This is a genomic window from Acinetobacter sp. LMB-5, assembly GCF_001541635.1.
GTDB classification, from domain to species: domain Bacteria; phylum Pseudomonadota; class Gammaproteobacteria; order Pseudomonadales; family Moraxellaceae; genus Acinetobacter; species Acinetobacter pittii.
In genome coordinates this window covers 25,550-51,278 of record NZ_LRDR01000004.1, presented here as the reverse complement: position 1 = coordinate 51,278, position 25,729 = coordinate 25,550, and the positions used below count along the sequence as shown (strand labels likewise).

General features: G+C 38.7%; 26 protein-coding genes. 6 read left to right on the top strand and 20 right to left on the bottom strand.

Annotated features, from left to right (window positions below; all coding sequences use genetic code 11):
* Positions 1–27: 27 nt before the first annotated feature.
* The 3 genes from rlmB to AW165_RS05475 form a co-directional block, all read right to left on the bottom strand.
* Positions 28–777 carry a 23S rRNA (guanosine(2251)-2'-O)-methyltransferase RlmB gene (gene rlmB, locus AW165_RS05485; RefSeq protein ID WP_005079348.1) on the bottom strand — a complete coding sequence of 250 codons (750 nt, stop codon included), beginning with the start codon at positions 775–777 and terminating at the stop codon, positions 28–30.
* A gap of 102 nt (positions 778–879) precedes the next feature.
* Positions 880–1,206 carry a pyrimidine/purine nucleoside phosphorylase gene (locus AW165_RS05480; RefSeq protein WP_002115102.1) on the bottom strand — a complete coding sequence of 109 codons (327 nt, stop codon included), beginning with the start codon at positions 1,204–1,206 and terminating at the stop codon, positions 880–882.
* A gap of 76 nt (positions 1,207–1,282) precedes the next feature.
* Positions 1,283–2,593: a tetratricopeptide repeat protein gene (locus AW165_RS05475; protein ID WP_060465185.1), complete on the bottom strand. Its 1,311-nt coding sequence runs from the start codon at positions 2,591–2,593 to the stop codon at positions 1,283–1,285.
* A gap of 114 nt (positions 2,594–2,707) precedes the next feature.
* Between AW165_RS05475 and recN the strand changes: the two genes are divergently transcribed.
* The 3 genes from recN to ruvX all read left to right on the top strand — a co-directional run bounded on the left by recN (position 2,708) and on the right by ruvX (position 5,493).
* A complete protein-coding gene (gene recN / locus AW165_RS05470) occupies positions 2,708–4,375 on the top strand; it encodes a DNA repair protein RecN (RefSeq protein ID WP_017398724.1) in 1,668 nt (555 codons plus the stop codon).
* A 123-nt stretch (positions 4,376–4,498) separates the two neighbouring features.
* Positions 4,499–5,053: a YqgE/AlgH family protein gene (locus tag AW165_RS05465; RefSeq protein WP_002114753.1), complete on the top strand. Its 555-nt coding sequence runs from the start codon at positions 4,499–4,501 to the stop codon at positions 5,051–5,053.
* Positions 5,053–5,493, top strand: a complete 441-nt coding sequence (gene ruvX / locus AW165_RS05460; RefSeq protein WP_002115066.1) for a Holliday junction resolvase RuvX — start codon at positions 5,053–5,055, stop codon at positions 5,491–5,493. Before AW165_RS05465 ends, ruvX begins: the two co-directional genes overlap by 1 nt.
* A gap of 43 nt (positions 5,494–5,536) precedes the next feature.
* Here the strand turns inward: ruvX and AW165_RS05455 are convergent, their stop codons facing one another.
* From AW165_RS05455 to AW165_RS19060, 4 genes are read right to left on the bottom strand one after another with little or no spacing between them, the layout of a single operon-like run.
* Positions 5,537–6,538 carry an HlyD family secretion protein gene (locus AW165_RS05455; protein ID WP_002114928.1) on the bottom strand — a complete coding sequence of 334 codons (1,002 nt, stop codon included), beginning with the start codon at positions 6,536–6,538 and terminating at the stop codon, positions 5,537–5,539.
* A 39-nt stretch (positions 6,539–6,577) separates the two neighbouring features.
* Positions 6,578–6,784, bottom strand: coding sequence for a DUF1656 domain-containing protein (locus AW165_RS05450; RefSeq protein ID WP_032005689.1), 207 nt, complete (start codon positions 6,782–6,784; stop codon positions 6,578–6,580).
* Positions 6,777–8,876 carry an FUSC family protein gene (locus AW165_RS05445; protein WP_057089885.1) on the bottom strand — a complete coding sequence of 700 codons (2,100 nt, stop codon included), beginning with the start codon at positions 8,874–8,876 and terminating at the stop codon, positions 6,777–6,779. Before AW165_RS05445 ends, AW165_RS05450 begins: the two co-directional genes overlap by 8 nt.
* Entirely contained in the window at positions 8,867–8,998 is a 132-nt protein-coding gene (locus AW165_RS19060) for a hypothetical protein (RefSeq protein ID WP_014208220.1), read from the bottom strand. Before AW165_RS19060 ends, AW165_RS05445 begins: the two co-directional genes overlap by 10 nt.
* Positions 8,999–9,366: 368 nt before the next feature.
* On the opposite strand from AW165_RS19060, the gene AW165_RS05440 reads away from it, so the two are divergent.
* Positions 9,367–10,140 carry an IclR family transcriptional regulator gene (locus tag AW165_RS05440; protein WP_002114686.1) on the top strand — a complete coding sequence of 258 codons (774 nt, stop codon included), beginning with the start codon at positions 9,367–9,369 and terminating at the stop codon, positions 10,138–10,140.
* Positions 10,141–10,334: 194 nt separating this feature from the next.
* Here AW165_RS05440 and AW165_RS05435 read toward each other — a convergent pair whose 3' ends face one another.
* The 10 genes from AW165_RS05435 to AW165_RS05395 all read right to left on the bottom strand — a co-directional run bounded on the left by AW165_RS05435 (position 10,335) and on the right by AW165_RS05395 (position 19,662).
* Positions 10,335–10,946, bottom strand: a complete 612-nt coding sequence (locus AW165_RS05435; RefSeq protein WP_017385363.1) for an alpha-ketoglutarate-dependent dioxygenase AlkB family protein — start codon at positions 10,944–10,946, stop codon at positions 10,335–10,337.
* A complete protein-coding gene (locus AW165_RS05430) occupies positions 10,943–11,797 on the bottom strand; it encodes a methylated-DNA--[protein]-cysteine S-methyltransferase (protein WP_060465184.1) in 855 nt (284 codons plus the stop codon). The genes AW165_RS05435 and AW165_RS05430 overlap by 4 nt, the downstream gene beginning before the upstream one ends.
* Before the next feature lie 127 nt (positions 11,798–11,924).
* Complete coding sequence (gene pgsA, locus AW165_RS05425; RefSeq protein WP_002114808.1) at positions 11,925–12,512, bottom strand: CDP-diacylglycerol--glycerol-3-phosphate 3-phosphatidyltransferase; 588 nt, start codon at positions 12,510–12,512, stop codon at positions 11,925–11,927.
* 118 nt (positions 12,513–12,630) lie between these two features.
* Positions 12,631–13,425, bottom strand: coding sequence for a thioesterase family protein (locus AW165_RS05420; RefSeq protein ID WP_060465183.1), 795 nt, complete (start codon positions 13,423–13,425; stop codon positions 12,631–12,633).
* Between the two features lie 119 nt (positions 13,426–13,544).
* On the bottom strand, positions 13,545–15,344 hold the full coding sequence (uvrC, locus tag AW165_RS05415) for an excinuclease ABC subunit UvrC (protein ID WP_002114749.1): 1,800 nt from the start codon (positions 15,342–15,344) through the stop codon (positions 13,545–13,547).
* Positions 15,345–15,477: 133 nt separating this feature from the next.
* Positions 15,478–16,008: a peptidoglycan hydrolase gene (locus tag AW165_RS05410; protein WP_060465182.1), complete on the bottom strand. Its 531-nt coding sequence runs from the start codon at positions 16,006–16,008 to the stop codon at positions 15,478–15,480.
* Positions 16,009–16,316: 308 nt separating this feature from the next.
* The gene (locus AW165_RS05405) at positions 16,317–17,360 is read right to left on the bottom strand and encodes a DUF1311 domain-containing protein (protein WP_081410557.1); all 1,044 of its coding nucleotides are present in this window, start codon (positions 17,358–17,360) and stop codon (positions 16,317–16,319) included.
* Positions 17,357–17,482 carry a hypothetical protein gene (locus tag AW165_RS19055; RefSeq protein WP_014208213.1) on the bottom strand — a complete coding sequence of 42 codons (126 nt, stop codon included), beginning with the start codon at positions 17,480–17,482 and terminating at the stop codon, positions 17,357–17,359. The genes AW165_RS05405 and AW165_RS19055 overlap by 4 nt, the downstream gene beginning before the upstream one ends.
* 83 nt (positions 17,483–17,565) lie before the next feature.
* The gene (gene lpxO, locus AW165_RS05400) at positions 17,566–18,480 is read right to left on the bottom strand and encodes a lipid A hydroxylase LpxO (RefSeq protein ID WP_000598899.1); all 915 of its coding nucleotides are present in this window, start codon (positions 18,478–18,480) and stop codon (positions 17,566–17,568) included.
* A 174-nt stretch (positions 18,481–18,654) separates the two neighbouring features.
* On the bottom strand, positions 18,655–19,662 hold the full coding sequence (locus AW165_RS05395; protein WP_171071985.1) for a hypothetical protein: 1,008 nt from the start codon (positions 19,660–19,662) through the stop codon (positions 18,655–18,657).
* 389 nt (positions 19,663–20,051) lie between these two features.
* Here AW165_RS05395 and fadB point away from each other — a divergent pair, with 389 nt between their 5' ends.
* Both fadB and fadA read left to right on the top strand, forming a co-directional pair.
* Positions 20,052–22,205, top strand: a complete 2,154-nt coding sequence (gene fadB / locus AW165_RS05390; RefSeq protein WP_060465181.1) for a fatty acid oxidation complex subunit alpha FadB — start codon at positions 20,052–20,054, stop codon at positions 22,203–22,205.
* A 12-nt stretch (positions 22,206–22,217) separates the two neighbouring features.
* Positions 22,218–23,390: an acetyl-CoA C-acyltransferase FadA gene (gene fadA / locus AW165_RS05385; protein WP_005065826.1), complete on the top strand. Its 1,173-nt coding sequence runs from the start codon at positions 22,218–22,220 to the stop codon at positions 23,388–23,390.
* A 43-nt stretch (positions 23,391–23,433) separates the two neighbouring features.
* Here the strand turns inward: fadA and AW165_RS05380 are convergent, their stop codons facing one another.
* The 3 genes from AW165_RS05380 to AW165_RS05370 form a co-directional block, all read right to left on the bottom strand.
* A complete protein-coding gene (locus AW165_RS05380; protein ID WP_265733002.1) occupies positions 23,434–24,435 on the bottom strand; it encodes an SIR2 family protein in 1,002 nt (333 codons plus the stop codon).
* Positions 24,435–24,992 carry a hypothetical protein gene (locus AW165_RS05375; RefSeq protein ID WP_060465179.1) on the bottom strand — a complete coding sequence of 186 codons (558 nt, stop codon included), beginning with the start codon at positions 24,990–24,992 and terminating at the stop codon, positions 24,435–24,437. The genes AW165_RS05380 and AW165_RS05375 overlap by 1 nt, the downstream gene beginning before the upstream one ends.
* A 176-nt stretch (positions 24,993–25,168) precedes the next feature.
* Positions 25,169–25,660 carry a hypothetical protein gene (locus AW165_RS05370; RefSeq protein ID WP_060465178.1) on the bottom strand — a complete coding sequence of 164 codons (492 nt, stop codon included), beginning with the start codon at positions 25,658–25,660 and terminating at the stop codon, positions 25,169–25,171.
* Between the last annotated feature and the right edge of the window lie 69 nt (positions 25,661–25,729).

The following is a 25,729-nucleotide window of genomic DNA, read 5'->3' as shown; positions in this document are numbered from 1 at the left end:
TGCTTACAAACTAGAAAGGCAGCTAGATTATACCTCAGAACGCTGACGACAAGCCTCATAAAGTGCCATACCCGTTGCCACGCTCACATTTAGACTCTGTAAATTTCCAGACATCGGAATATAAACTTTATGATCACACTGTGCCTGTGTAATTGGACGTAAACCTGTATCTTCGGCTCCCATTACGATCACGACTGGGCCAGAGAAATCACATTTTTGAATTGGCATTGCACTTTCATCAAGCATAGTGCCAATCACACGTGTATGAGTCGTCTCTTTGAGATGGGCTAATGTACGAGCCAAATTTGTTACTTGAATGAATTTAACTTTTTCAGCTCCACCCGCTGCAACTTTACGAGCTGTTGGGGTTAAACTTGCCGAACGATCACGAGGTACAATCACTGCTTGCACGCCCATTGCAGCCGCGGTACGGATGCAAGCCCCTAAGTTATGCGGGTCTGTCACCTGATCTAATGCCAGCAATAAAGCATCTGGGGTTTCAGCCAAGATCTGATCTAGATCTTTTTCATTTAAAGTCGGATGCGGACGTACTGCTGCAACCACGCCTTGATGAAACGGTAGACCTGCAAGCTTTTCGAGACTATCACGGCTTGCTTTTTGTACACTAATTCCAAAAGGCTCTGCCAATTGCAAAATCTTTTGCAAACGCTGGTCATCCCGTCCTTTTAAAGTAAACAGGGTTAGCACACGTTCCGGCTCAAGTTCTAACAATGACTCCACTGAATGAACGCCATAATAATATTCCGGTTTTGCCATGCATGACCTCTAACAACGTTTGAGCAAAAAAATAAAAATCCTGCAAAGCCAACTTCACAGGATTTCTTTGGGCATAGTGTACCCGATTTGAATAGGAATTTCTTAGCCTTCTAAATGGCACACGTAATCGAGCACTTCATCAGTTTCAATTTTAAAAAGACTATTACCAGGCACATAAAATGATTGGCCTGCACGGAACAACTCACTTTCATTACTATCCGCAATTGTTACGCGGCATTCACCTGAAATAATTTCCATACGCTCAGGAACATGGGTTTCAAAAGTTAAAGCTTGCTCAGTCGGCAAAATAACACCTAGTGTTTTTTTTGTTCCATCTTCAAATTGCACGGTATGGCTGATACATGCTCCACCAAAATAAACGTTTGATTTTTTGATGACCGTTACATGATCAAATTGGGTTGAACTCATGCACACTCTCCAGATAATGCCGTATTTATATAAATTATGATGAATGTAGTTTAATTGTGCCTAAATAACTAATCAATCAGTTTTCATACGGATAGACTTGTAATTTCCACTGCTGTGCCTGAATTTTTTTGGCAAAAGCATAAGGTAAGTTAATCTCAATATTTCGACTATTCGACACAATTGCATCGTATCTGCAAACTTCGACCTGATTTTCATCTAGAAGTACCCAACACACTCTCTGTGCAGTTGGATGGGCAACTGCTGTAGCAACTACCGATGAACCGTCATTCATTCCTACATGAAAATTTTCGCTGTCGTTTTGCATTAACGCCAGATCATAAGCTGGAAAATCGATGGCATCTGAATCGAATTGCTGGCTATCGTGTATAAGCACACTTTGTTTTAAAGTCGGCCAAATACAGTAGCGCAAATAATGCTGATCCATCACCCGATTATCCAGATAACGTCCGGTGGCAACATAATCCCTGATATGTGCTTCAATATTATGAAAAATCCCCGTACATCCACCCCACATTCCCGCCAAAATTAACTCGGTATGAGAATAATTGTCTCGCATTAAGTGAAACCATTTATCACTCTTGAGCCAAGCATCTACAGCTGCTTTTTCGCGGTGCGAGACAATGGAGTCGGCATCACGTATCAGAAAACGCTTAATTGTCGGATCATCCATCACCAAAAAGCGCCAAAACAAACCAGATAGCTGTTTTTGAGAATCTGTAACCTGAATAACTTGCGCGCCCTTCTCTTTTAAACGCTGTTGCACCAGTACTGGCACAGTATCATCGACATAAAAGCGACACGTCCATTCAGGATAAATTTGTTTGGCTAACTGAATATTTAAAATAGAGGTTTCACAATAGCGAGGGTTTGCCCCAAACAATGAAAAAGCAATAATATTTTCTTGAGGATTTGCACTAAATGCTGGTGGTGCATGATTGGGAATTGCCAAAACAGGTTCGCTCTTCACTAATTCTTTTTTGGTTGCAATTGCCAAGCGTCCAAATTTGATTGTTTCTTCTTTTTTCTTTAAGTGATGACAAACTTCTGTGAGTCCATCATATAAGTTTGTATTTACGTTAGCTCCACTTGCTTGAATCGCTTGTAAATAATGTTGATAGGCATCGTTATAACGGCCTAAGCGCAATTCGGTATAAGCTAAATCTGATAAGGCACCAGCATGCTTGGGAACCAAATTAACAGCTTGTTTAACATGTTGATAAGCTTTGGCATAATCCCCTTGTGCTGCTGCCTGTTTAAATGCATTAAAATGCTGATTTAGAATTTTATTCATTTCCGCAGGATTGTTTTTTTTATGGCGGTTGATCATCCCTATTGGTGGTTTCGGTAAGCTTAATGTTTTTTTCATTGTAAATATCCGCAATCTTGCTGTTCTATAATTTCAGTTAGAATAATAGATCACTTGTAGCAAATTCAAAACTTCTCTATCTTTAACCCATAATTTGGCGCGTTGGATGCGTTTATGCTCACACATTTAACTTTAATTAATTTTGCATTAGCTGATCATTTGGCTATTGATATAGAACAAGGATTTAATGTTCTAACAGGCGAAACAGGTGCCGGAAAATCATTATTACTGGATGCACTCTCTGCCTGCCTAGGGGAACGTACAGATACAAATTATGTCCGTTATGGTTCGGACAAAGCGGATATTACCGCTGTTTTTACCTATCAAAATAATAGTCCTGAAGCAAAATGGCTCCAAGACCACGAGCTAGATGATGATTCTGGGGAAATTCATTTACGTCGTGTGATTTTTGCAACTGGCCGTAGTAAAGCATGGGTCAATGGACGCCCAAGTAGTCTATCTGAACTCAAAGAATTAGGCCGTTTGCTGGTTCAGCTCTATAGTCAGCACAGCCAGCAGCAGCTGCTTGAACCACCTTATCCAAAGCATTGGTTAGATCGTTATAACAATTTTTATGCTGAAGCAAATGATGTACGTGAAGCCTATAGCACATGGCAACGTACCATTCGTTTGCATCAGGCAGCCTTAGATGCGCAAGCAACCCGCCTACAACGCATTGGTACTTTAGAGCATCAAATTGAAGAGCTCGAAGAGGTCATTCAAACTGACTATAAAGAAATTGAGCAAGAGTTCGATCGCCTCAGTCATCATGAACATATCATGCAAGATTGTAGCTACAGCCTAAATGTGCTTGATGAAGCTGAGCAAAACATTACTCAAGAAATGTCTTCGATTATTCGCAGATTAGAATCCCACGCGGGCCGTAGCGAACAACTTTCCGAGATTTATAATTCTCTACTGAATGCTCAAAGTGAAATAGATGATGCAACGGCAAACTTGCGTCAATTTATTGACCGTCAAAGTTTTGATCCAGAGCGAATGGAAGAACTAAATTCCAAGTTGGAAGTTTTCCACCGTCTGGCACGTAAATACCGCACTCAACCAGAAACACTTAAAGAAGAATATGAAGCTTGGCAAAGTGAGCTTGAGCAATTGCATCAACTTGAAGACCCAGAAACATTGGCAGAACAAGTTGAAAAGTCGCATGAGGAGTTCTTAGAAAAAGCTCAGCATTTAGACAATATTCGTCGTGAAGCTGCCGCTCCTCTTGCGAAGCAATTAACTGAACAAGTGAAGCCTTTAGCGCTACCAGAAGCACACTTTGAGTTTAAGTTTGAACCACTAGAGCAACCTACCGCTGAAGGTTTGAGTTTTATTCAACTATTATTTACTGCCAATAAGGGTATTCCTCCTCAACCATTAGCACGAGTAGCTTCAGGTGGTGAACTTTCACGTATTGCACTTGTCATGCAAGTCATGAACGCTGAAAAAACCGAAGCAGAAGTTTTAGTGTTTGATGAAATTGATGTTGGTATTAGTGGTGGTACAGCAGAAGTTGTGGGACGTTTACTTGCTGACTTAGCCCAACATGTTCAACTTTTATGTATTACTCACCAAGCACAAGTTGCTGCTCAGTCAGATCAGCATTTATTAGTGAAGAAACAGCAAACTGATCCAGCAAGCAGTACCATTGTACAACTTGATGAAAATCAAATTATTTCTGAGTTAGCACGCATGTCAGGCGGTGTTGAAATTAATGAAACAACCTTGCAACACGCAAAACAATTACGCCAACTTAAATTTCAGGCTTCTTCAAATTAATAAAAAATGAGAGAAAAAGATTGGCGAAATCCGATTAACTCTTGTATGTTGATAAAAAGAACCTATATAGATAAAAGGGTCGAGAGACCCTCTAGTGACATTTTTTGAGGGAGAACCGCTTAGGTGACCAAACAATATCTGACTCACCGTTGTCTGATTGCCCCGCCAGAAATGGCAGATGACTTTTTCGCAAACACTGTAATTTATCTTGCCCGTCATGATGAAGAAGGTGCTCAAGGCATTATTATTAACCGCCCTTCCGGCATTCAAATTAAAGAATTACTCAATGATCTCGACATTGAAGCAGACAATGTAAATCCACATGTGGTTTTACAAGGTGGCCCATTACGTCCCGAGGCTGGATTCGTTCTTCATACTGGACAACCGACATGGCATTCATCTATCGCTGTAGGTGAAAATGTTTGTATTACCACCAGTAAAGATATTCTTGATGCGATTGCCCACAATGAAGGTGTTGGTCGATATCAAATTGCTTTAGGTTATGCGAGCTGGGGTAAAAACCAGCTAGAAGATGAAATTACACGCGGTGACTGGCTCATTTGTGATGCCGATATGGACCTAATTTTTAACCTGCCTTATGACGATCGTTGGGATGCAGCTTATAAAAAAATCGGTGTAGATCGTGCTTGGTTAGCATCTGAAATCGGACATGCTTAATGACCGAAACACAATCAAAATCGATTATGGCTTTTGACTTTGGCACTCAAAAAATGGGAATGGCAATTGGTCAGTCTTCAATTGAAAGTGCCAATCCTCTCCCCCTATTTGTGATGAAAGATGGAATTCCAAACTGGGATCAACTCTTAAAAATCGTGAAAGAATGGCAACCTGATCTATTTTTGGTTGGTTTGCCTTTGAATATGGATGATAGCGAGTCAGAACTTTCTACACGTGCTCGCAAATTTGCGAGACGTTTACGCCATCAAACCAATATTGAAACATTAATGGTAGATGAGCGTTTAACTACACGTGAAGCACGAGAAGAACTCGGTTTCTACCAAGAGCAAGGTCGAGCAAAAAAACTTTCTGCAGATAGTTTTGCAGCCGCCTTACTCATTCAGAGTTGGTATCGAAATCCAGTCGGTCTAACCCCGTAATATAAAAAAGGAAGGCTAAAGCCTTCCTTTTTAATTTCTTGTTTTATTTCTCGATAATATGCACAGTTGCCGTACGTCCAGAGACGAAAGCAAGCTGGTTCTTTGGTGTTTCATCCAATACGATTTTCACAGGCACACGCTGCGCTAAACGAACCCAACTGAACGTTGGATTTACATTGGCAAGAAGTTTAGAACTGCTTGAGCGTTCACGATCTTCGATACCCGATGCAATACCTTGTACATGGCCTTTAATTTTCTGGCTATCCCCCATTAACTGTACACTGGCCTGATCGCCGACATGAATACGGTTTAACTTCGTCTCTTCAAAATAGCCCACAACATAGAGTTGTTTACGGTCAAGTAGTGCCGCAACAGCCTGACCAACTTGAACATAGTTACCTGGGCGCATATCAAAGTTAGATAAAGTACCATCAGCTGGAGCAATCACCGCAGCACGATGCATATTAAGCTCGGCCAAATGCAAGTTGCTCGTTGCCGCCTCAATCAGAGCCTGTTGTTGCTTAACAGTTGCTTCCGCTTGTTGAATAGCAGCTTGGAGTTGCTCATGTTCAGCATGAGATTGATCACGTGTTGCGAAAACTTGATCTTGTTCTTGTTTAGAGATAGCGCCATCCATAAGATTTGAGTAGCGGCTTGCGTTTTTCTCGGCTAACTTAATATTCGTATCCGATTTAATCAGGTTCGCTTTTGCTTGTGCTAAACCCGCCTGCGCTTGGGCAAAGGCTGCATTTGCTTTTGCTAAATCAGATTTTGCCTGCTCTACATCTAAAGCTCGGCGGGAAACATCAATTTTAAAGAGCACCTGACCTTTTTTCACAGTCTGGTTATCTTGAACCAATACTTCTGTCACAAGCCCCGCGACATCCGAAGATACTTGAATAACGTCACCACGAACTCGACCATCACGCGTCCACGGCGCTGCATTATAGTAATTCCATAAATGCACAATGGTATAGACCGCCACCATTAATGCGACAATCAAAATTACTGGACGGATGACTTTTTTCAAATCCACCTGATTCATTTCACTCACCTAACTCAATCTTTAATTTCGCAAACATCTCTACGCACCGACCCCAACAAAAATTTGATGTATTACCAAAAGTAATAAGAGGTAAAAACACAAATTAAAAATACTAGGTAATGCAATCCAGCCTTGTGCAATCAACTTATTTGTTAAAGGACTTAACCCACGGAAACAGAAATATGCCAAGAGTGCTTGAACGAGCAAAGAAGGCACATAAATACCATAAACATTAAACTCACCCATTTGCTGTGGCTCCTCTCAGGGTGCTATTTTCATTCATTTGCTCTGATGAAACGTGGCACATGCTATAAGCAATATTGTTCAGTGAAATGAGTAGTCTTTGTCGCATAGTCATATCTTCAACATTTGAAGCAAGCTGTTTTAATTCAAATAACGCTCGGTAGATCCGCTCTACTAAAGCAGTCATATCATTTTCATCGTTTTCTTTAGCTCTAAACAGCTCATCCAGATTTTGTTGCAAATCGCCAATATGCTGAGTGAGTTCAGATGCTTGAGGAAACTGATTGGCTAACTCTTGCAATCGGCTTAAATCAACAATACTACTCGACTCAATCAGGGCCTGATGAATTGAAGTTTTAATCTCGTCTGATTGCACCATTTTGCTGTTTAGAATCCCAATCCGATCTAGCATACTGCGTAGATGAACTTTAAAATCAAGACCATATGGCAGATAGATCGCTTGTCGCATGGCACGGTAATGCAAGGCTAAAATACGGCTTGCACTCGTGTCTGGTGACATGGCGCGAACAACATCAATGACAATCAAAGACACTAAAACACCTAAGATCATGGCAAATGAACTATCAAGATAAGACACTGCATCCATGCTATAAGCATTGTGCAGGTTTAATCCCATCATTGTATTAATACCCAAAACCATTCCTACCGGCATCAGCATCTGGTTAGCCATCATAGACACTGCGAATAAGAACATCGGTAATAAAACCAGTCCAAGTTCCCAGAAAGTGGTGACATGCGGGAAAATACCAAATGCATAAACGAAGACTAAAACTGCTGAAGCTATACTGCCCCAGATAAAAATACGCAGAACCGGAACCGGGTTATCTAAGGCCGTTAAAATACAGGCGGTTACTGCGCCCATCTGTGCCATCATAAATCCAGCTTTCCACCCCGAAACAATCCAGACTCCAGTCACAATAAATGTAATAAGGACTGCACTGATACCGCCTCGTATCGCTACACCATGGTCACGGTGCAAACTTGGATATTTGGTCGTCATTGGGGTAATGTTGTCAGGAATTTCTTTATTACCTTGCTGAATTCGCTGCCACAAAACTTTAACCGCTAAAACATTGCTAATGAAATGACGCACATCCATTTTCATGGCTGCAACTAAAACTTGTTGATGTGTAGAAGCCGACTCCATCAAACTTGCAAAATCGCTTTCAAACTCATCAGGCAACTGCAAAATATTTTCATCAACGATTAGATCTTTTTGCTCTAAAAACTGTACAACATGAGCTGAAAGCTGTTGCAGTTTTTCTGCATGAGTCTCGATAAACCGAAGTTCTTTAAGCTGCTTAATACGCTCAGATAAAGCGACTAGATTAGCCACCACCATTGAGATTTGATGAAGCATTTCCTGCAAGGGTTTGGTCATACCATGCAGTTCGCCCTTTTCATAGCTCAAATGTACTGCCAAGGCATGGATGTCTGTTGTGTCGCGAGTAATGGCAGCCAAAAGCTGGGTATTGTTCTGCTGCAAATCTGTATTTAATAAATTAGCAAACAGATTCTCTGTATCTTTTAGGGTTTTTATCACCCGCTGTTTAATTGCCGAGCCAATATGCATTGGAAGAATCGTGGCAGAAACCACTGCACTTGAAATCACGCCAATCGAAATTTCTATAACCCGAGCTAAAGCAATATCGAATATATTGTATTGATCAATATAGGTAATCGCATTGAAGACGATCATAGCTGTCGAGTAACCGGCCAGCATAAAAGCATAACTACGTGGAGTACGATCGAGTAACGACACATAAAGCGCAAAACCCACCCACAACGACAACACCACGGTAAATATCCAAGGTGTATTAATTAAATGTGGTGTTAGAGTTAAGGCAATCACAGCTCCGCCAATTGTCCCTACCACTCGATAGACACATTTAGAGGACACCATTCCTGAATATGGATTGGCAATAATCAGGACCGTACCAATCGACCACATCGGGTTAATCAGATCTAATTCAAACGAAACAAATAGTGCCAACATTCCGGCAATAAATGTTTTTAAGGCAAAGATCAGATCAAGCCTACTCGGGCGGAACGCCAGTATTTGCTTTAATAACATGAACTCATCTCAAATACAGATTTGAACTGATGAGCATGCCCTTCAATATTTGATCGTCTTTCTAAAGACAACACAACTTTGCCATTTGCCTCAAAGCAAATGATATGAGGAGCATCCTTCAATACAATGATTTTTCCACATCTCGCCTGATTGGCAGAGATGATTTCAGTTTGGGCGCCATTTAAACGGCCAAGCTTTGGAAAGAAGAGGTATCAAGAAATCAATCTAGAACCGACCAATTTCTCGATTAGATATTTTGTTTGGCAATTTTTTCAAAATAAAGCGATTTAGTCAACTAAAATATCTCTATTTGATAATTTGATATATTTTTTAATTATCGTATATGATGTATAAGCCGAGAGAAGTTTTCTCTTTGTCAGAGTAAAATACTCAAATCAGGCATTTATTTTAGAATTGAGACAAATCTTCTTTTTTTCTGTTATAAAAAACTCAAAGATGACTCGTTGTTAAAGGATACGAACAAGACATTATGGCAATTTCAAGTTTTGGCAAAATTTTAACCGTACTGGACCTATTTTCAGTTTCGCGTCCAATCATTAATGTCGATATTATTTGCGAAGAACTTGGCTTGTCCAAACCAACGAGTTACCGTTACCTCAAAGAGCTAGTATCAGCTGATCTATTAAAACGCATTAATGGAACCTCTGGCGATTATACCTTAGGCTCAAAAATTGCAGTTCTTGACTATATATCTAGAACAACCGACCCACTGGTTCAAATCAGCACGCCATTTATGCGAAATATTGTAGAGCGTACCGAACTGTGCTGTTTGCTTACCTATTTGAATGATGATTATTGCATTGACATACATCATGAAATATTTAAAGACACTGAGCTACTTTCATATGGCCGAGGCTGCCCAAGACCGATTTACGTTGGATCATCTCCAAAAACAATGGTTTCGCATTTAAGTAAACAACGCATGCAAGACTACTACCACCGTTACCAGCAAGAATTAAAACAATCAGGTTTTGCTGAAGATGAACCGAGCTTTATTCAGCGTATGCGTAAAATTAAAAAACAAGGGTTCTATTTCTCACAAGGTGAGATTGACCCAAATGTTTCAGGTCTAGCTGTTCCTGTTCGTTTTTCAAACAAAGAAGTACCTTTAGCTTTAACTCTAGTTGCCTCTAAAAATCGTTTTGATTTTTTAAACGTTGAAAAGCTCATCGAAATTTTGCAAGAAAATGCAGCACTTATTGAACAACGTTTTATGGAATTATCTGAAAAAGGTGAAATCTAAAACTCCACCTTATGATAATTTAAACTTTTCTTACACTTTAAAACATTGAATATATCACAATATTCTCATATTATGATTTTAGCTCCTATTGATGATTCTTTTCATCAGCAGCTCATCAGTAGAAGCATCCCCCTCAGAGGAATAAGCTCATGCTGCCATCATGGGCTTTTTTCTTGCCCGCTTTTTAATGAAGGTTATAAAAACTTAAATTGCCGAAAAGTAAGATTAATACGTGGTTGTAAAATCTTTGTTGAGCGATTTAAACGGTGTTGCCAATATTGTTGAGTCTCACCACGCATCACAATGAGTTGGCCTGGCTGTAGCCACAATTCAACTTTCTCTTTACTTTGAATATGTCTAAAAGAAAATTTACGAGTAGCACCAAAGCTTAAAGAGGCGATTGTTGTCGTTCTTGCCAAAGATACATCCGAGTCACTGTGCCAAGCCATACCTTGAGTTCCATCTTCATAAAGATTTGCCAAACAAGAATTAAATTTTTCTGAAAGTATTCGCTCTACCTGTTGTTTTAGTTTGGCGAGTGCTTTGTCCCACGGCAAAGAATCACGTGCGACACCCGAATATTTATATTGATAGTAGTCATCTCCATACCATGCAACTTTTCGAGCTGTAATAAAGTGCTTGCCATACAACTTAGCCTCGTCATGTTTCCATGCGAGGTGTTGGTAAAGATAATCAAAATATTGTTCAGCTTCTTCAGGGCTTAAAATACAACCATAGTCCTGAACTTCACCATCGTAGGGTAATAAATTCTCACAAGGCTCTGGAGAAAATAAATCCAAGGTCATACGGTCTCTCCATGTTGCTTTGACATCTCCCAAGCTAACAATGCCAATTTACGCCCCTTTTGCCAATGATATTCTCCGACCATCCCTGTGGCACGGATCACTCGATGGCAAGGAATCAGATATGCAATCGGATTTTGTCCAATTGCAGTAGCAACGGCTCTGACTGCTTTAGGCTTCCCAATTTGCTCTGCAATGTCTTGATAAGTACGCAATTGGCCTTCTGGAATGGTGAGCAAGGCTTCCCATACTTGTAGCTGAAATGGGGTTCCAGCCAAATTAAGAGGAAGTTTCTGCTGTAAGTGTTCTGAAAAATCCTGTTCAAACCACTTTGCAATTTGTTGATGCCAAATCGGTGACTGATTTTTCAATTGAGCTTTCGGAAAGTACTGTTTAATTAGTTGTTCAATATTGTCGTGAGTTTCGATAAACCGTATAGAACATATTCCTTTTTCACTACTGACCACCAACAACTCACCGAAGGGACTTGTCTCAACCGAATAATTAAGAATAACGCCTTCGCCTTTTTGTTTATATTCCCCAGGCGTCATCCCTTCAAGCTGAATAAACAGATCGTGTAAACGTCCTGTGCCAGATAAACCCGTATTTAAAGCAGTTTCCAATAAACTCCGCTGTTGCATCAGATAATATTTAGCCTGTTGCAAACTCATATATTGCACAAATTTTTTCGGGCTAATCCCTACCCATTCCTGAAACTGGCGTTGAATATAACCTGAACTTAAATTCATATGGCTCGCAACATCGTCTAAACTGGGTTGCTGATCTAGATGTTCATATAAATATTCAATCACAGTGGCAATTACAGCAAATTGCCGAGAAGAAAGCATTTGCATGTGTCACCTCCTTAGTACTTATATCTTACATTAAAGTAGCCAAAGCCCTATGACGACCCGATTCTTGCACTCTTTAAAAATAAAAAAAGCCTTTCATTGTAGAAAGGCTTAATCTTTCAATATGCACTTAAGGCTGCTTTAAATAAGGCCAAGCTGCTTTGAGGTAAATAAACATTGACCATAGAGTTAAAATGACCGCTGTATATAACAAAGCATAGGCAAGCATTTCTAAAGGCTGCCAATTAAGTAAGAACACACTAATGGCAATCATCTGAAAGGCTGTTTTATATTTACCTACAGTCGATACTGCCACACTGGTACGTGCGCCAAGTTCTGCCATCCATTCACGTAAAGCAGAAACTGTAATTTCCCGTGAAATAATCACAATTGCCGCAAAAGCCATTGAAATGGTTGGATTCCACTGCACTAAAACAATCAGTGCAGCCGCCACCATGAGCTTATCTGCAACTGGATCTAAAAAACGGCCAAATGCTGAAGTTTGGTTTAAAGTTCGTGCTAAATAGCCATCAAACCAATCGGTAATAGCAGCAAACACAAAAATAGCCGTCAAGATAATATGACGACTCATACTACCTTCATGCTCACCAATACCCATTGCAGGCGGCCAATACGCGATCACCAAAAATACAGGAATAAGCGCGATACGCGCTAATGTTAGGATATTTGGGATATTCAGGATTCGCCCTGTGGTCATAAACACCGCCAATTAAGTCTTCATGCATCTTGTAACAGACAAAAATACTTTCTTCAATATTGTATCTATCTGTAACAGCCACTTTATACGAAATATATGAATCGAGGAAGTGGACTGCTTAGGTAAATACCGTAACAGTTTGCCGTAAAATTGCAATTAAATGATCATTTTGGTCCCAAAGATGGGCATATTCTGTGGAATAACCTTCACCTGCATATTCAGTTATCACTTTATATTTAAACCAGTCACACAATTGATGTTGGAACGGATGGACATAGGTAATGTGCCAAGTTAAAGAACTTGCAGGAGCAACTTGCTTAAACATCGGCAATACACCAGGTGGCCAAATATCCATCAAGACAATTAAATCTGGCAAAGTCATTTGACGATTTTCATGCTTATCGGGATTAAACCTTGACCATCCTCCAAAGTCAGCATACTGACTTCCTGTAACAGGATAATGACCTTCCGCCCAGCATACATCAAAATGTTGATAGCATTCTGGCATTTGTCTAGCAAAAGGAATAGGTTGTAACTCTTCAGGTTGCCTATAAACTGGAACGTTAGGCTCATGTCGCACTTCAATATTCGACGCACGCGGCACACCAAAGCTTGCGACCAAAATCGTTTGTACCGCGCCATCTTGCCATAAACGGGTTTCAAGCGTAGTGACCGACTTCCCTTCTCTTAAAATTTCAATAGTCAATTGAGCAGGTCCCTGCTGTACAGGCCCCACAAAAGTAATACTACAGCTTAATAATCTTTTATTTGGATCTTGAATATTGCAGCAGGCCTTTTGCATAAGTAATCCAGCGACAAGACCGCCAAAAACAGTTCGCCCCTGCAACCACCCTTCAGGTATTTCAATCCATTCCTTTTGTTTTATTTCTTCAAATAATTGCAATAATGACATTCCTTCCCTAAAGCACTCTGACTTTTGATGAAACATCTTTCATCATTTTGAAGGGAAAGTGAATGATCATTCTTGTACTTATATGCCAACTATTTGGTCACTCAGCATAGAAACATGCTCTATTCATGCAGAATTTTATAAATCGTTCTTGCCATCATTTCACCAAAACCGGGCACAAGAGTAAGCTCTTTTTCAGATGCTTTTAAAACACCTTGAATCCCACCAAAATGGGTTAATAAATCTCGACGGCGCTTTGGTCCTAATCCTGGAATTGCTTCCAAAACTGAGGTACTACGGCGTTTATCACGTTTAGCACGATGTTTGGTAATCGCAAAACGATGGGCCTCATCACGCACCTGCTGAATCAAATGCAATGCCTTATGGTCTTCCGGCAATTGGATTTTTGTGCCGTCAGTAAAATGCAGGGTTTCAAGTCCGGGTTTACGCCCTTCACCTTTAGATACACCCACCATAAAAGCGTCTAGGCCCAGCTCTTGCATGACCTCCATCGCCATATGAAGTTGGCCTTTACCACCATCAATCAACAGTAAATCAGGCAATATGGCCTTTTTATAACGACGTGTTAAGGCTTGCCGCATAGCAGCATAGTCATCGCCTGCTGTGATGTCTTGAATCGCAAATTGACGGTAGTCACGCTTACGAGCCCCGCCTTGGTCAAACACGACACAAGAGGCAATTGGAGCTTCACCCATGGTGTGACTAATATCAAAACATTCAATCCGATCGACAGGTCTTCCCACCACTTGCTCTAACTGATGGAAACGTTCATTAAGTTCTAAATGATTACTCAACTGCCCCTTAATGGCATGTTGAACGTTCATTTCGGCTAGCTCCAGCCACTCGGCACGAGTTTCTCGAACATTACTCTTAATCTGAACCTTTTTGCCAAACTGCTGTGCCAACGCTTCTTCTAATTCTTTACAGTCAGGCAAAGCAATATTTACGATAAGCTCATTGGGAACTTCATCTGCAACCTGAAAGTAAAAGTTCGCCATAAAGTCACTGAGCATTTGCCCAAGATCATCACCCAGCATGTCTGGGAAATAACTTTTTCCACCCAGCATTCGCCCATTGCGTACATACATAATTTGCACGCATGTCACACCTGCCTGATATGCAATTGCCAGAATATCCGCTTCGCCTTTGACTTTAAACACGGCTTGTTGCGCTTGAACTTCACGCAGTAAAGACAATCGATCACGGTAAAAAACAGCTTTTTCAAATTCAAGCTCAGCCGCTGCTTGTTCCATTTTGGCAATGAGCTCTTGATTAAGCTCTTTGGTATCACCTTGCAAAAAGCGAATACTATTATTAACGTCTTCTTTATAATCTTCGGGTGAAATCAGACCTACGCACGGAGCTGAACACCGCTTGATCTGGTATTGCAAACATGGACGCTTGCGCTGTGAGAAATAACTATTTTCGCACTGACGCACATTAAAAAGTTTTTGCAAAACCAGTAACGTATCACGTGCACTATAGGCACTTGGGTACGGGCCAAAAAACTTACCAATTTGGTGCTTACCTTTACCACGCCCACTGGCAAGCCGAGGATAAGGCTTATCAGCCGAAACAAAAATATAGACGTAAGACTTATCGTCCCGCAGCATAATATTATAAGGCGGACGATGTTGTTTAATTAAATTTTGTTCTAAGAGTAAAGCTTCAGTTTCTGAACGAGTAACCAAAGTTTCAATATCATAAATTCGTGCAACTAAAGCTTGTGTTTTAGGATGCTCAATCGTTTTAACAAAATAACTCGACACCCGATTTTTTAGGTTTTTTGCTTTGCCGACATATAACAATTCACCCTCCTTCCCTAGCATTTTATAAACACCTGGAAGTTGGGTCATGTTGGCTAAAATTTTTTCAATATGGGGACGAGCGTTTTGATTCACTATTGGCATGCATGGCTTAATACTGAATACCTAATGTGATGTTTTCATCCTTACTTTTCAAGTGCTTTACTGTGCCAGAACATAAATTTGGAAAGGGATTTAGATATGACCCGACAGACTGTGTCGTACTTGCTTAAGAATCTAGACGATAGTAACTATATTTAACGTCTTTTTCTTTGTAGACCGCATAGGTTTTTTGACGAAAATCCGAGAACCAACCATTGCCCGTATAGCCTGCAATATGACCATAGGTGTGACCACTTGTTCGCTCAATAATGTAAATGTCACCTTCTTGTGGACGGTTAAAAGCAGGTTTAATTTTCTTATAACCATTCTTTTCTAGCGTTTGCCCCCAATCAGAAGCAGCTACAGGATGCTTTGACACATCTGCTCCAGCCGCTTGTAGAGCAATGCGAATATTTTTGGCACATTTCTCTTTACTATGGTTGGCAGAGATACTTTCGAGCTTACTTGAGAACTTATGCAAATTAATATTTTGGTCTTCAGTTTTATGATTTTTAGTTCTAGATCGATTAGATTTTTCAGTCTTCGAAGCTGCTTGTCTTAACATCACTTTTGTTTTTAAATCGCCTTGAGAACTTTCTTCTTTTCTCTCTTCGATATGATGAACATGTGTATGAGCTGCGTGATGAGCATGAGCCATTTTAAACCTACTTCCGCTGACCAGTCTTCGAAAAAACCGCGCCATTGTAGAATCAAAATTACCTATTGGCTCTTAATAGTTGTAACAAATTACCAGCACTGTGAAATAGGTCACAAAATCTATTAGATACTTTATGTCATAAAAAAACGCCCTTTCGGGCGCTTTAATATTTGTATAAATATACATTACAAATGAAATTCAATTACTGAGCTTAAACCCCTACTTGTAAAAGTAGAGTATTTGCCCGTAATTGGTTAATCGCATTCCTTTCAATACGACTGGCTAAGCATTTATAAAGAGTTTTAGGATTAATTTAAATTATTTAAATAAACCGTTCGCTCTATCGTTTTTTGAGTAAAGCACTGTGTATATTGCATGTCTTGGTTTTGCTTACGCATGTCAGCAGTCCAATAATCGGATTGCTTTTGGTAAGTTTCTAAGTCTTTTTCAGGAATTTCATCTACAGTCTTTTGTGCCAGCACCTTACATTCAACATCACGTTTTTTAAACCAATCCGATTGATCTTGTTTAAATTGAATTTTTTTCTCAGCACTCAATTTGTCCCAAGTCTGATTTAAGCGTTCCACTTGCTTCGCTTTGTCACTATCCAATTCTTTTTTACGAACATCCATGGCTTCCTGAGCCAAAGCAGTCTGCTCTTCATTATTTTGTTCAGATATTTGCTGATTTTCTTCAATATTTTCTTCAATCAACTCATTTTCTTTAACATAAGCTGCATATTGCACAGCTTTAGTGGCAACAAAAACCAATCCTTCAATCACACTATTTTGAGTTGGCAAGTCAAACACCAAACCCTCTTTATCTGTTTTTGTGATGTTATAGAAAAAGTCACCTTTCAATTGGTCATTTTCAAGAGTCAAAGATGATTCATTATCCGAAAAATAGTCATTGAGCGTCTGCGATTCTTCATCAGAATGACGCAGCTCTTCAATATATGCTTTTTCCGCACGTTTTTGTAAACCTTTCGGCAGTGAAATGACCAATTGGCTTTCACAACTTAATTGTGTATTTTTTTGGCTTTCGTCTTCTAATGGTAAAGTGCGGATATTTTTAATTTCAAACTTCAAACCTTGATTAATTTTATTAAGAATATCTGCATCAACCTGATATTGACTTTGTCTTAAGCTACGCTCAATTTGCTTCAAATATTCTTTTTTCAAAGAAGTTTGAATCTGATTTAAATTCTCAGGGTGTGTACAACTCCAATCCGAAACTACCTCAACTTTTTCTGTTTTTGATTTTGGCTCTGGCTTAGATTTACCACATCCAGTCAATATTACTGCTGCACTGAATGTAGTTATTACTAAAGCTTGTTTCATCACCGTATTCATTTATATTCCACGCAAATTTTTAAATTTATTAAGTACAAGAAAGGTATATATTTACCAGTTGTATTATCATCCCAATAATTAATATAAAATTCACCTAAAATCTTAAATAAAGTACTATTCATGCCAATAATCTTTTTTAAATGCATAAAATAAATGCAAATTATTTAAATAATCAAAATAAAAAACGCCCTTTCGGGCGCTTTAATTAAAATACATATGGTCGAACAAAAATCAGGAAGAAAATCCCAAGCATGAGGAACCATTTTAAGAAGTAATACAACTTACGGTTTTTAGCTTTTAATGCTTTAGCTTTAATACGAATTTGATAGACATAACCAAAAGCTTTATTTAGGCCACCTGTTTGGTCGCCTGTTTCATTCGGTGAGCTTGCCGCAGTCATCACATTACGACCAAACCAATGGTTGAAACGCTCCATCCATTTTACTTTCATTGGACGTTCAACGTCTGCAAAGAAAATAATACGGTTTTGATCAGTCTTATTTTCAGCATAGTGAATATAAGTTTCATCAAACACAACACTTTGACCATCACGCCAAGAATATCTTTCGCCATCGACGTCAATAAAACAACGATCATCATTTGGTGTAATTAGACCTAAGTGATAACGCAAAGAACCTGCATATGGATCACGGTGTCTTACCAAACGGCTGTCAGGTGCAAGCTCGGTAAACATTGCTGCTTTAATTGTCGGCAATGTTTTAAGAAGTGCTGTAGTTTTTGGGCAAAGCTCAGCAGCAGATGGATGACTCGATTCATACCATTTGAGGTAAAAACGCTTCCAACCTGTTTTAAAGAATGAGTTAAAACCTAAGTCGTTATAGGTACTTGAAGCTTTAATTCCGCCTTGGTCATATAAAGCTTTCGCTTCATCTCGAATCATTTCCCAATTTTCATCCAGCACTTTTAAATCTTTAAAATGCTGTGTGTCGATATAAGGCTGATTCGGCACCTTTGAAAAGATGTACATTAAAAAGTTAATCGGTGCGAGCAAGGTTGAATGGTCAAAAAATTGACGATAAAACGAGTGACGCACTTTGCCGCGATGTTGGATATACAATGCTGATATCACAAAAATCGCTAATATGATCCACTTAATCATATAGTTACTCGCATTTAAGCATCTTTAAAGATACTTCGAAGGAATTTGAAATTGAGGGAATAATAACAAAGTCTCGAAGAAAATTCAGACCTAGATCAGCAAGTATTATTTTTTGGCTAAATAGAAATCTCAAAAATAACCATTTTTGAGATTTCTCAAACTCAACTTCCAAAGTTAGTCTTGATATGGTTTCCAATCTAATCCAGTCAGAGAAACAAGTGCTTTTGCAGCGGTTTCATTGTAGGCATAACAACCAGATTTCAATTGAGCAATTGTTAATTGGGCAAAACGGAGCTCTTCAGGATCATCTGTATTTTTTAAATATATTTCCCAATGCTTAATCTCTTGATCAGCAGTCCAAGCAATGTTACTCGTATAATTTGCTTTATAGAGCTTACCTTGATATTGCACCGCAACACCATCACCAATAGCAAAACCTAAAGTAGTATCATAAATCGTTGTCCATAGAACATTTTGCCATGATCCCTTAACTGCTTTATAAGTAAAACCAAATGGATTTGTTTGATTCAAATAATTAAGATAAGGACCATTTTCAGCATCAAACTGATCAAAACTTTGATTAATTTCATAGTTTTGATCAATATTAAATGCAAATGTTTCTTGATTAGATTTTTTTGAAACTAAACGATAACAGCTACTCCCTTGAGGGAATTTATTCTGTCCATAGGTAGTAAGAAATAGACGCCCATTAGTCGTACTTTCATCACTCACTGAAAAGCCTAATGCTCGATATCCTGGCAAGACAGTATCAAACATATTCTTATCAGATAAATCAACTCTTTGAAATTTCCAATCCTCTTTAACATCTCCAATGATGTCTAATCTCCAATCTGTCATTGAATTAAAATTCATGACATTGAGTGCTTTATCAGTAGGGAAATAGAGTTTTTTCTCTGTTAATAAATACTCATTTAAAGCTTGATTAGAGGAGCCATCTATTGATTTTTTATTAAAAATTTCAAAATAAGCATTATTTAGCTCATCTGTTTTTTCATTAGCATTGTAATCCATAAAATAATAACGCGTACCATCCGCAATAGAATCTTGTGATGTACCACTTTGGTTGTTATTTGCAGAATTATTATCACTAGAACCACCGCCTCCACATGCACTCAACATAAAAGGAAGGATAGCCAAAATCATAAATTTATTTTTTAACATAATAGATACTTTATTGAACATTTTTATAACACAAAGTTTATCCAAAGATAAAAAAATAGACAATACTGTCTGTCTAATAATTCACACAAAATATTAATTTTTATTACTAGACCAAAAATAATTTATTAATTGTCTACTACATTTCCCAGCTTTATCTTACCCCCTCTTAACAAGAAGCTTTTACAATTAAAAATATATTTTTCATAAATATAGATTAAAAAAATTATTTAAAAATAATTGATGACCCTTGCGTCACGGCTTGATACAACTTGTCAGGTTTTTTTTAGATATAGTTATCGTAAGATTAGCGAAGCATAAATGTGTACCTAAGATGTGCACACGCTTCATAACATCAACTTAGAAGTCCTCCAAAACTAAGGAGATCAGGCATGATCCACGCTGGCAATGCCATTACCGTCCAAATGCTTTCGGACGGAATTGCAGAATTCCGCTTTGACTTACAAGGTGAGTCGGTCAATAAATTTAACCGTGCAACAATTGAAGATTTCCAAGCTGCTATTGCTGCGGTAAAAGCAAATAATGATATTAAAGGCTTAGTTGTTACCTCAGGCAAATCGACATTTATTGTTGGGGCAGACATTACCGAGTTTGGTGAAAACTTCGCACAAGGCGAAAAAGCGATTGTTGACTGGCTTATGCCTGTTCACGAAATCTTCAATAGTTTTGAAGATTTAGAGATTCCAAAAGTAGTTGCTATTAACGGTATGGCGTTAGGTGGCGGTTTTGAAATGTGTTTAGTTTGTGACTATCGTGTGATGTCAGAAGCTGCACAAGTGGGCTTACCGGAAATTAAACTTGGTATCTACCCAGGTTTCGGTGGTAGCGTACGTTTAAGCCGTCTGATCGGTATCGACAACGCGGTTGAATGGATGGCAATGGCTACTCCTAAAAAACCGGCTGCTGCTCTAAAAGATGGCGCTGTAGATGCAGTTGTAGCTGCTGATAAATTACTTGAAGCTGCAACTGACTTGGTTAAGCAAGCAATTTCTGGTCGTTTAAACTGGAAAGCAAAACGTCAAGAAAAGCTTGAAGCTGTAAAATTGAACCCGCTTGAACAAATGATGGCGTTCAATACTGCAAAAGGTGCCGTACTTGCTAAAGCAAACCCTGCTCAATACCCTGCTCCAAAATTATTACTTGATTCATTACAAGCGGGTGCAAGCCTTGCGCGTGACGAAGCATTAAAAGCTGAAGCTGAAGGTTTTGCAAAAGCTGCGATTACACCACAAGCTGGTGCATTGATTGGTTTATTCCTCAATGACCAAGTTGTTAAGAAAACTGCTAAAAAATATGAAAAAGGTGCACACCCTGTAAACCAAGCAGCTGTACTTGGCGCTGGTATCATGGGTGGTGGTATTGCTTACCAAGCGGCAAGCAAAGGCACACCAATTATTATGAAAGATATTGGTAACCCACAACTTGCTCTAGGTATGAAAGAAGCGAACAGCTTGTTAACTAAACAAGTTGAACGCAAGAAAATGAAACCTGCGCAAATGGGTGAAACGCTTGCACGTATCCGTCCTACTTTAAGCTACGATGAGTTTAAAGAAGTTGATATCGTGATCGAAGCAGTTACAGAAAATCCAAAAGTAAAAGAAATCGTTCTTGCAGACACTGAAAAGAATGTTCGTGAAAATACGATTATTGCTTCTAATACTTCTACGATTTCAATCACGCGTTTAGCAAAAGCATTACAACGTCCTGAAAACTTCGTTGGTATGCACTTCTTCAACCCAGTTCACATGATGCCGCTTGTAGAAGTGATTCGTGGTGAAAAGACTTCTGAAGAAGCGATTGCAACTACTGTTGTTCTTGCTCAAAAAATGGGTAAAACACCAATCGTTGTAAACGACTGCCCAGGGTTCTTGGTTAACCGTGTATTGTTCCCTTACTTCGGTGCGTTCGACCTTCTTGTAAAAGACGGCGCAGACTTCCAGCAAGTTGACAATGTAATGTCGAAATTTGGCTGGCCAATGGGTCCTGCTTACCTTATCGACGTTGTAGGTATCGACACAGGTGTGCATGGTGCAGAAGTCATGGCTGAAGGTTTCCCAGACCGTATGAAGCCAGACTACAAAGGTTCAATCCAAGCAATGTACGAAGCTAAACGTCTTGGCCAAAAGAATGACGTTGGTTTCTACAAATACGAACTCGATAAGAAAGGCAAAAAAACAAAAACTGTTGATCCAACAGCATATGAAATCATTGCTCCTTTCGTCACTGGTGAAAAACGCGAGTTTGATAACCAAGAAATCATTGACCGCATGATGCTTGCTTTCTGTAACGAAACAGTTCGTTGCTTAGAAGACAACATTGTTGCAACTGCTGCTGAAGCAGACATGGCAATGATTATGGGTGTAGGTTTCCCTCCATTCCGTGGTGGTCCATGTCGTTATATCGACCAAACAGGTGTTGCTGAATACGTTGCACTTTGCGACAAATATGCACACTTAGGTAAGGCTTATGAAGCGCCACAAATGTTGCGTGACATGGCTGCTAACAACAAAAAATTCTACGGTTAAGGAGCAACGTGAATGGCTACTTTAAATCCACGTGACGTTGTCATCGTTGATGGCGTACGTTCTGCAATGGGTAAAACCAAAAACGGTATGTTCCGTAATGTACGTGCTGACAGCTTATCTGCTGAATTGGTTCGTGCACTCGTTGCTCGTAACCAGTTTGATGTAAACGAAGTTGAAGACCTGATCTGGGGTTGTGTAAACCAGACTCTAGAACAAGGTATGAATATTGGCCGTAACATCGGCCTATTGGCTGACTTACCAAAAACTGTTGCTGGTCAAACAGTAAACCGTCTTTGTGGTTCTTCTATGCAAGCGCTTCATACTGCTGCTGCACAGATTGCAACAAACCAAGGTGATATTTTCATTATTGGTGGTGTAGAGCACATGGGTCACGTAGGTATGATGCACGGCATCGACTTAAACCCAGAAGCATCTAAACACTATGCAAAAGCATCTAATATGATGGGCTTAACTGCTGAAATGTTAGGTCGCATGAATGGTATTAGCCGTGAAGAGCAAGACGCTTTTGGTGTTGAATCTCACCGCCGTGCTTGGGCTGCAACTCAAGAAGGTCGTTTCAAAAACGAAATCGTTGGTGTTGAAGGCCATGATGCGAATGGCTTTAAAATCCTTTGCGACATCGATGAAGTAATTCGTCCAGATGCAAACCTTGAAGCGTTCAAAGCATTACGTCCTGTATTTGACCCGAAAGGCGGTACTGTAACTGCGGCTACATCTTCAGCTTTATCTGATGGTGCTTCTGCAATGTTACTTATGTCTGCTGAACGCGCACAAGCATTAGGTTTAAAACCACGCGCTGTAATTCGCTCTATGGCAGTTGCAGGTTGTGACGCAGCAATCATGGGTTACGGTCCAGTTCCAGCAACTCAAAAAGCCCTTAAACGTGCTGGTTTAACGATGGCTGATATTCAAACTATCGAGTTAAACGAAGCATTTGCTGCTCAAGGCTTATCAGTAATGAAAGGCTTAGGTATTTACGACAAGCAAGACATCATTAACTTAAATGGTGGTGCGATTGCCTTGGGTCACCCACTAGGTTGTTCTGGTGCGCGTATTACCACTACGTTGTTGAACGTAATGGAACAACAAGATACTCAAATCGGTCTTGCGACCATGTGTATCGGCCTTGGTCAAGGTATTGCAACAGTGATCGAACGTGTTTAATTAACACCAAGATAAAAAAATCCCCGCTCAATGCGGGGATTTTTTATTTATTAACTAGACAATCATAAATACAAACTAAACGTTTATAATTTGAATTATTCCAATATTCTTCAAAATTTTCTTTCAAATAACCTTCTAAAATTTTTAAATTTTTTGGTGAGTTATTATCAACTATATACTGCCCTAAGTAATCTGCACGGATAGGTTCACTATATTGGCGGTTTTCAATAATCTCTACAATATCAACAGAAATAAGATTTTTCGTTTTATAAGAATTTCTATAACCTTTAGCTATCTTAGATACAAATGTTTTCTCATTAAAATTAAATAAATTTTTAAAGTTCGTAGGCGCATTTTTCAATGGCTTAAAATTAGGATCCGCTTTAATGAATCTCTGAATAGGAACATATACTGTTGGCTTACAGATATCTGAAAGAGTATTATTTAGAATTTGTGCTCTATCAAACTCAATGTCCCCATATATGGCATCTGATAGTATCATTTTAAAATCAACTCCTCTTAACCCAACTTTACCATATCTTTCCTTTGCAACCCCGAATCCTGCTACAAACTCTATTTCTTTACCTGATTGAATAATTTCATCAATATCTGTAGGGCAGTATAATTTATTTTCTGGTTCTTCCCCTTGGACAATTTCATAAAATTGTTCTCTAAAAATACGTAAAATATATGCAGGAATTTTACGTTCATTACCTTGTAAAGCTAAAAAAATTTTTGAAAAATCGTCAGTTTTTATTTCTGTTATAGGTATACTTTTACTTTCACTAAAATTTAAATGCGTTTTAGAAATCGAATCAATACCATCTTTTTCCCAATTGATGAAAATTAAATTATTAGCCAATTTTGCTCTATGCTCTTCATTTGACATCATTTCTGAAATAGAACATAAAATTGATCTTATATTTTCATCATGTAAAGAATACCCCATGAATATAATAGGATGCTCTATAAATATTGATAAAAGTTTTGCAGCTAAATAAGGATTTTTCTTGTGAAAATCATCATAATCTTTTTTAGTTAGCACTAAAGATTTTGGGTCTGTACAGCAACCATGTATTTTATATATTTCTGCAATTTTTGAGGATTAGAAAATAATAAGCTTCCCTGTCCTACATAAACTTTATAATTATCCTTAGCAAAAAGATTTTCTAAAAGTAAATCCCAATTTGTTGTAATAATTCCATCAATAATTGTTTTACTTGAGGTGAGTATTTTTAGCTCGTTCTCTAATCCTCTATTATCCATATCACAAGATTTTAGATATTCACATATATCGTATCGTAATGGTGAAGAGATATGAGTATGCCACTCAGGTTTATTAGCTATTTCTTCTGATTCTGGTAGTGACCACCAATATTCAGAATAAGGGTCTGACATCTTTTCTGCTGCAAGAGCAAGATCACCATTACTTTCACTAACGTAACGTATGAAACCAGAAGGCAATTTAGAACCAAATCTACTTAATAATCCTTTCCAATCCTCTAAACCTAAATAACGTCTAGAAAAACCTGAACCAATAAAAAGGAAGGGAGCAGTTGGACTAGCTTTAATTATTTCTTTTAAACTTTCTGTTATTTCCACAGTGCCCTCTAAATATTATAAAATTCAATATAGTAGCTATATTAAACTTACAATATTTAAATTTCTACTTATCTAAGAAGAATTCTCTCAGTCTATTTCAACATCCAAATAAATATATTTTTTATTTTTAGATAAGTAGTAAATAAACATCCTATGAATATACAAAATAAATTAACTTATCGACCAGCTAATCCATTTTCGATTTTCTTCTGTAAATCTATAATGTCATTAATATTCACTTTCATTGTCCCATCACGAAAAGCATCGACATTACTTCGGTCAATTTTCAGAGGCTCTAACATTTTAAAAATACCGTTGGTCGGGTCAGAGGACTGTATTCCTCCTGCTACCGCTAAAATGTATTGTTGTAAGAATGGAGAAAGTTGAGACAAATCAGGTTGTGCCATAACTGGCTGATAATCTACAGTAGTCATGCCTTCAGGGACTAAAGCATTTTGTATATCGTAGTGAGTTTTATACTCATGATGTTGCAGAGCTTGACGCACTTTTTTATCTTCTTGGAAGGGTACAAATCCCACCTCTTCACGTAGCTCAGATTCAGCCATAACGCGAATTGTTGGTAAAGTAGCCACCTCTTCTGCTTGAACAGTCGGTAAACCCATAAAAGCAAATACAGCAATGAAGGCTGATTGTTTTAGAAAGTTCATAACTTGCTCCAAAAATCAGTCACCCTATTCAAATTAAAAAGATGATGATTAAATTAAAAGTATCTATGA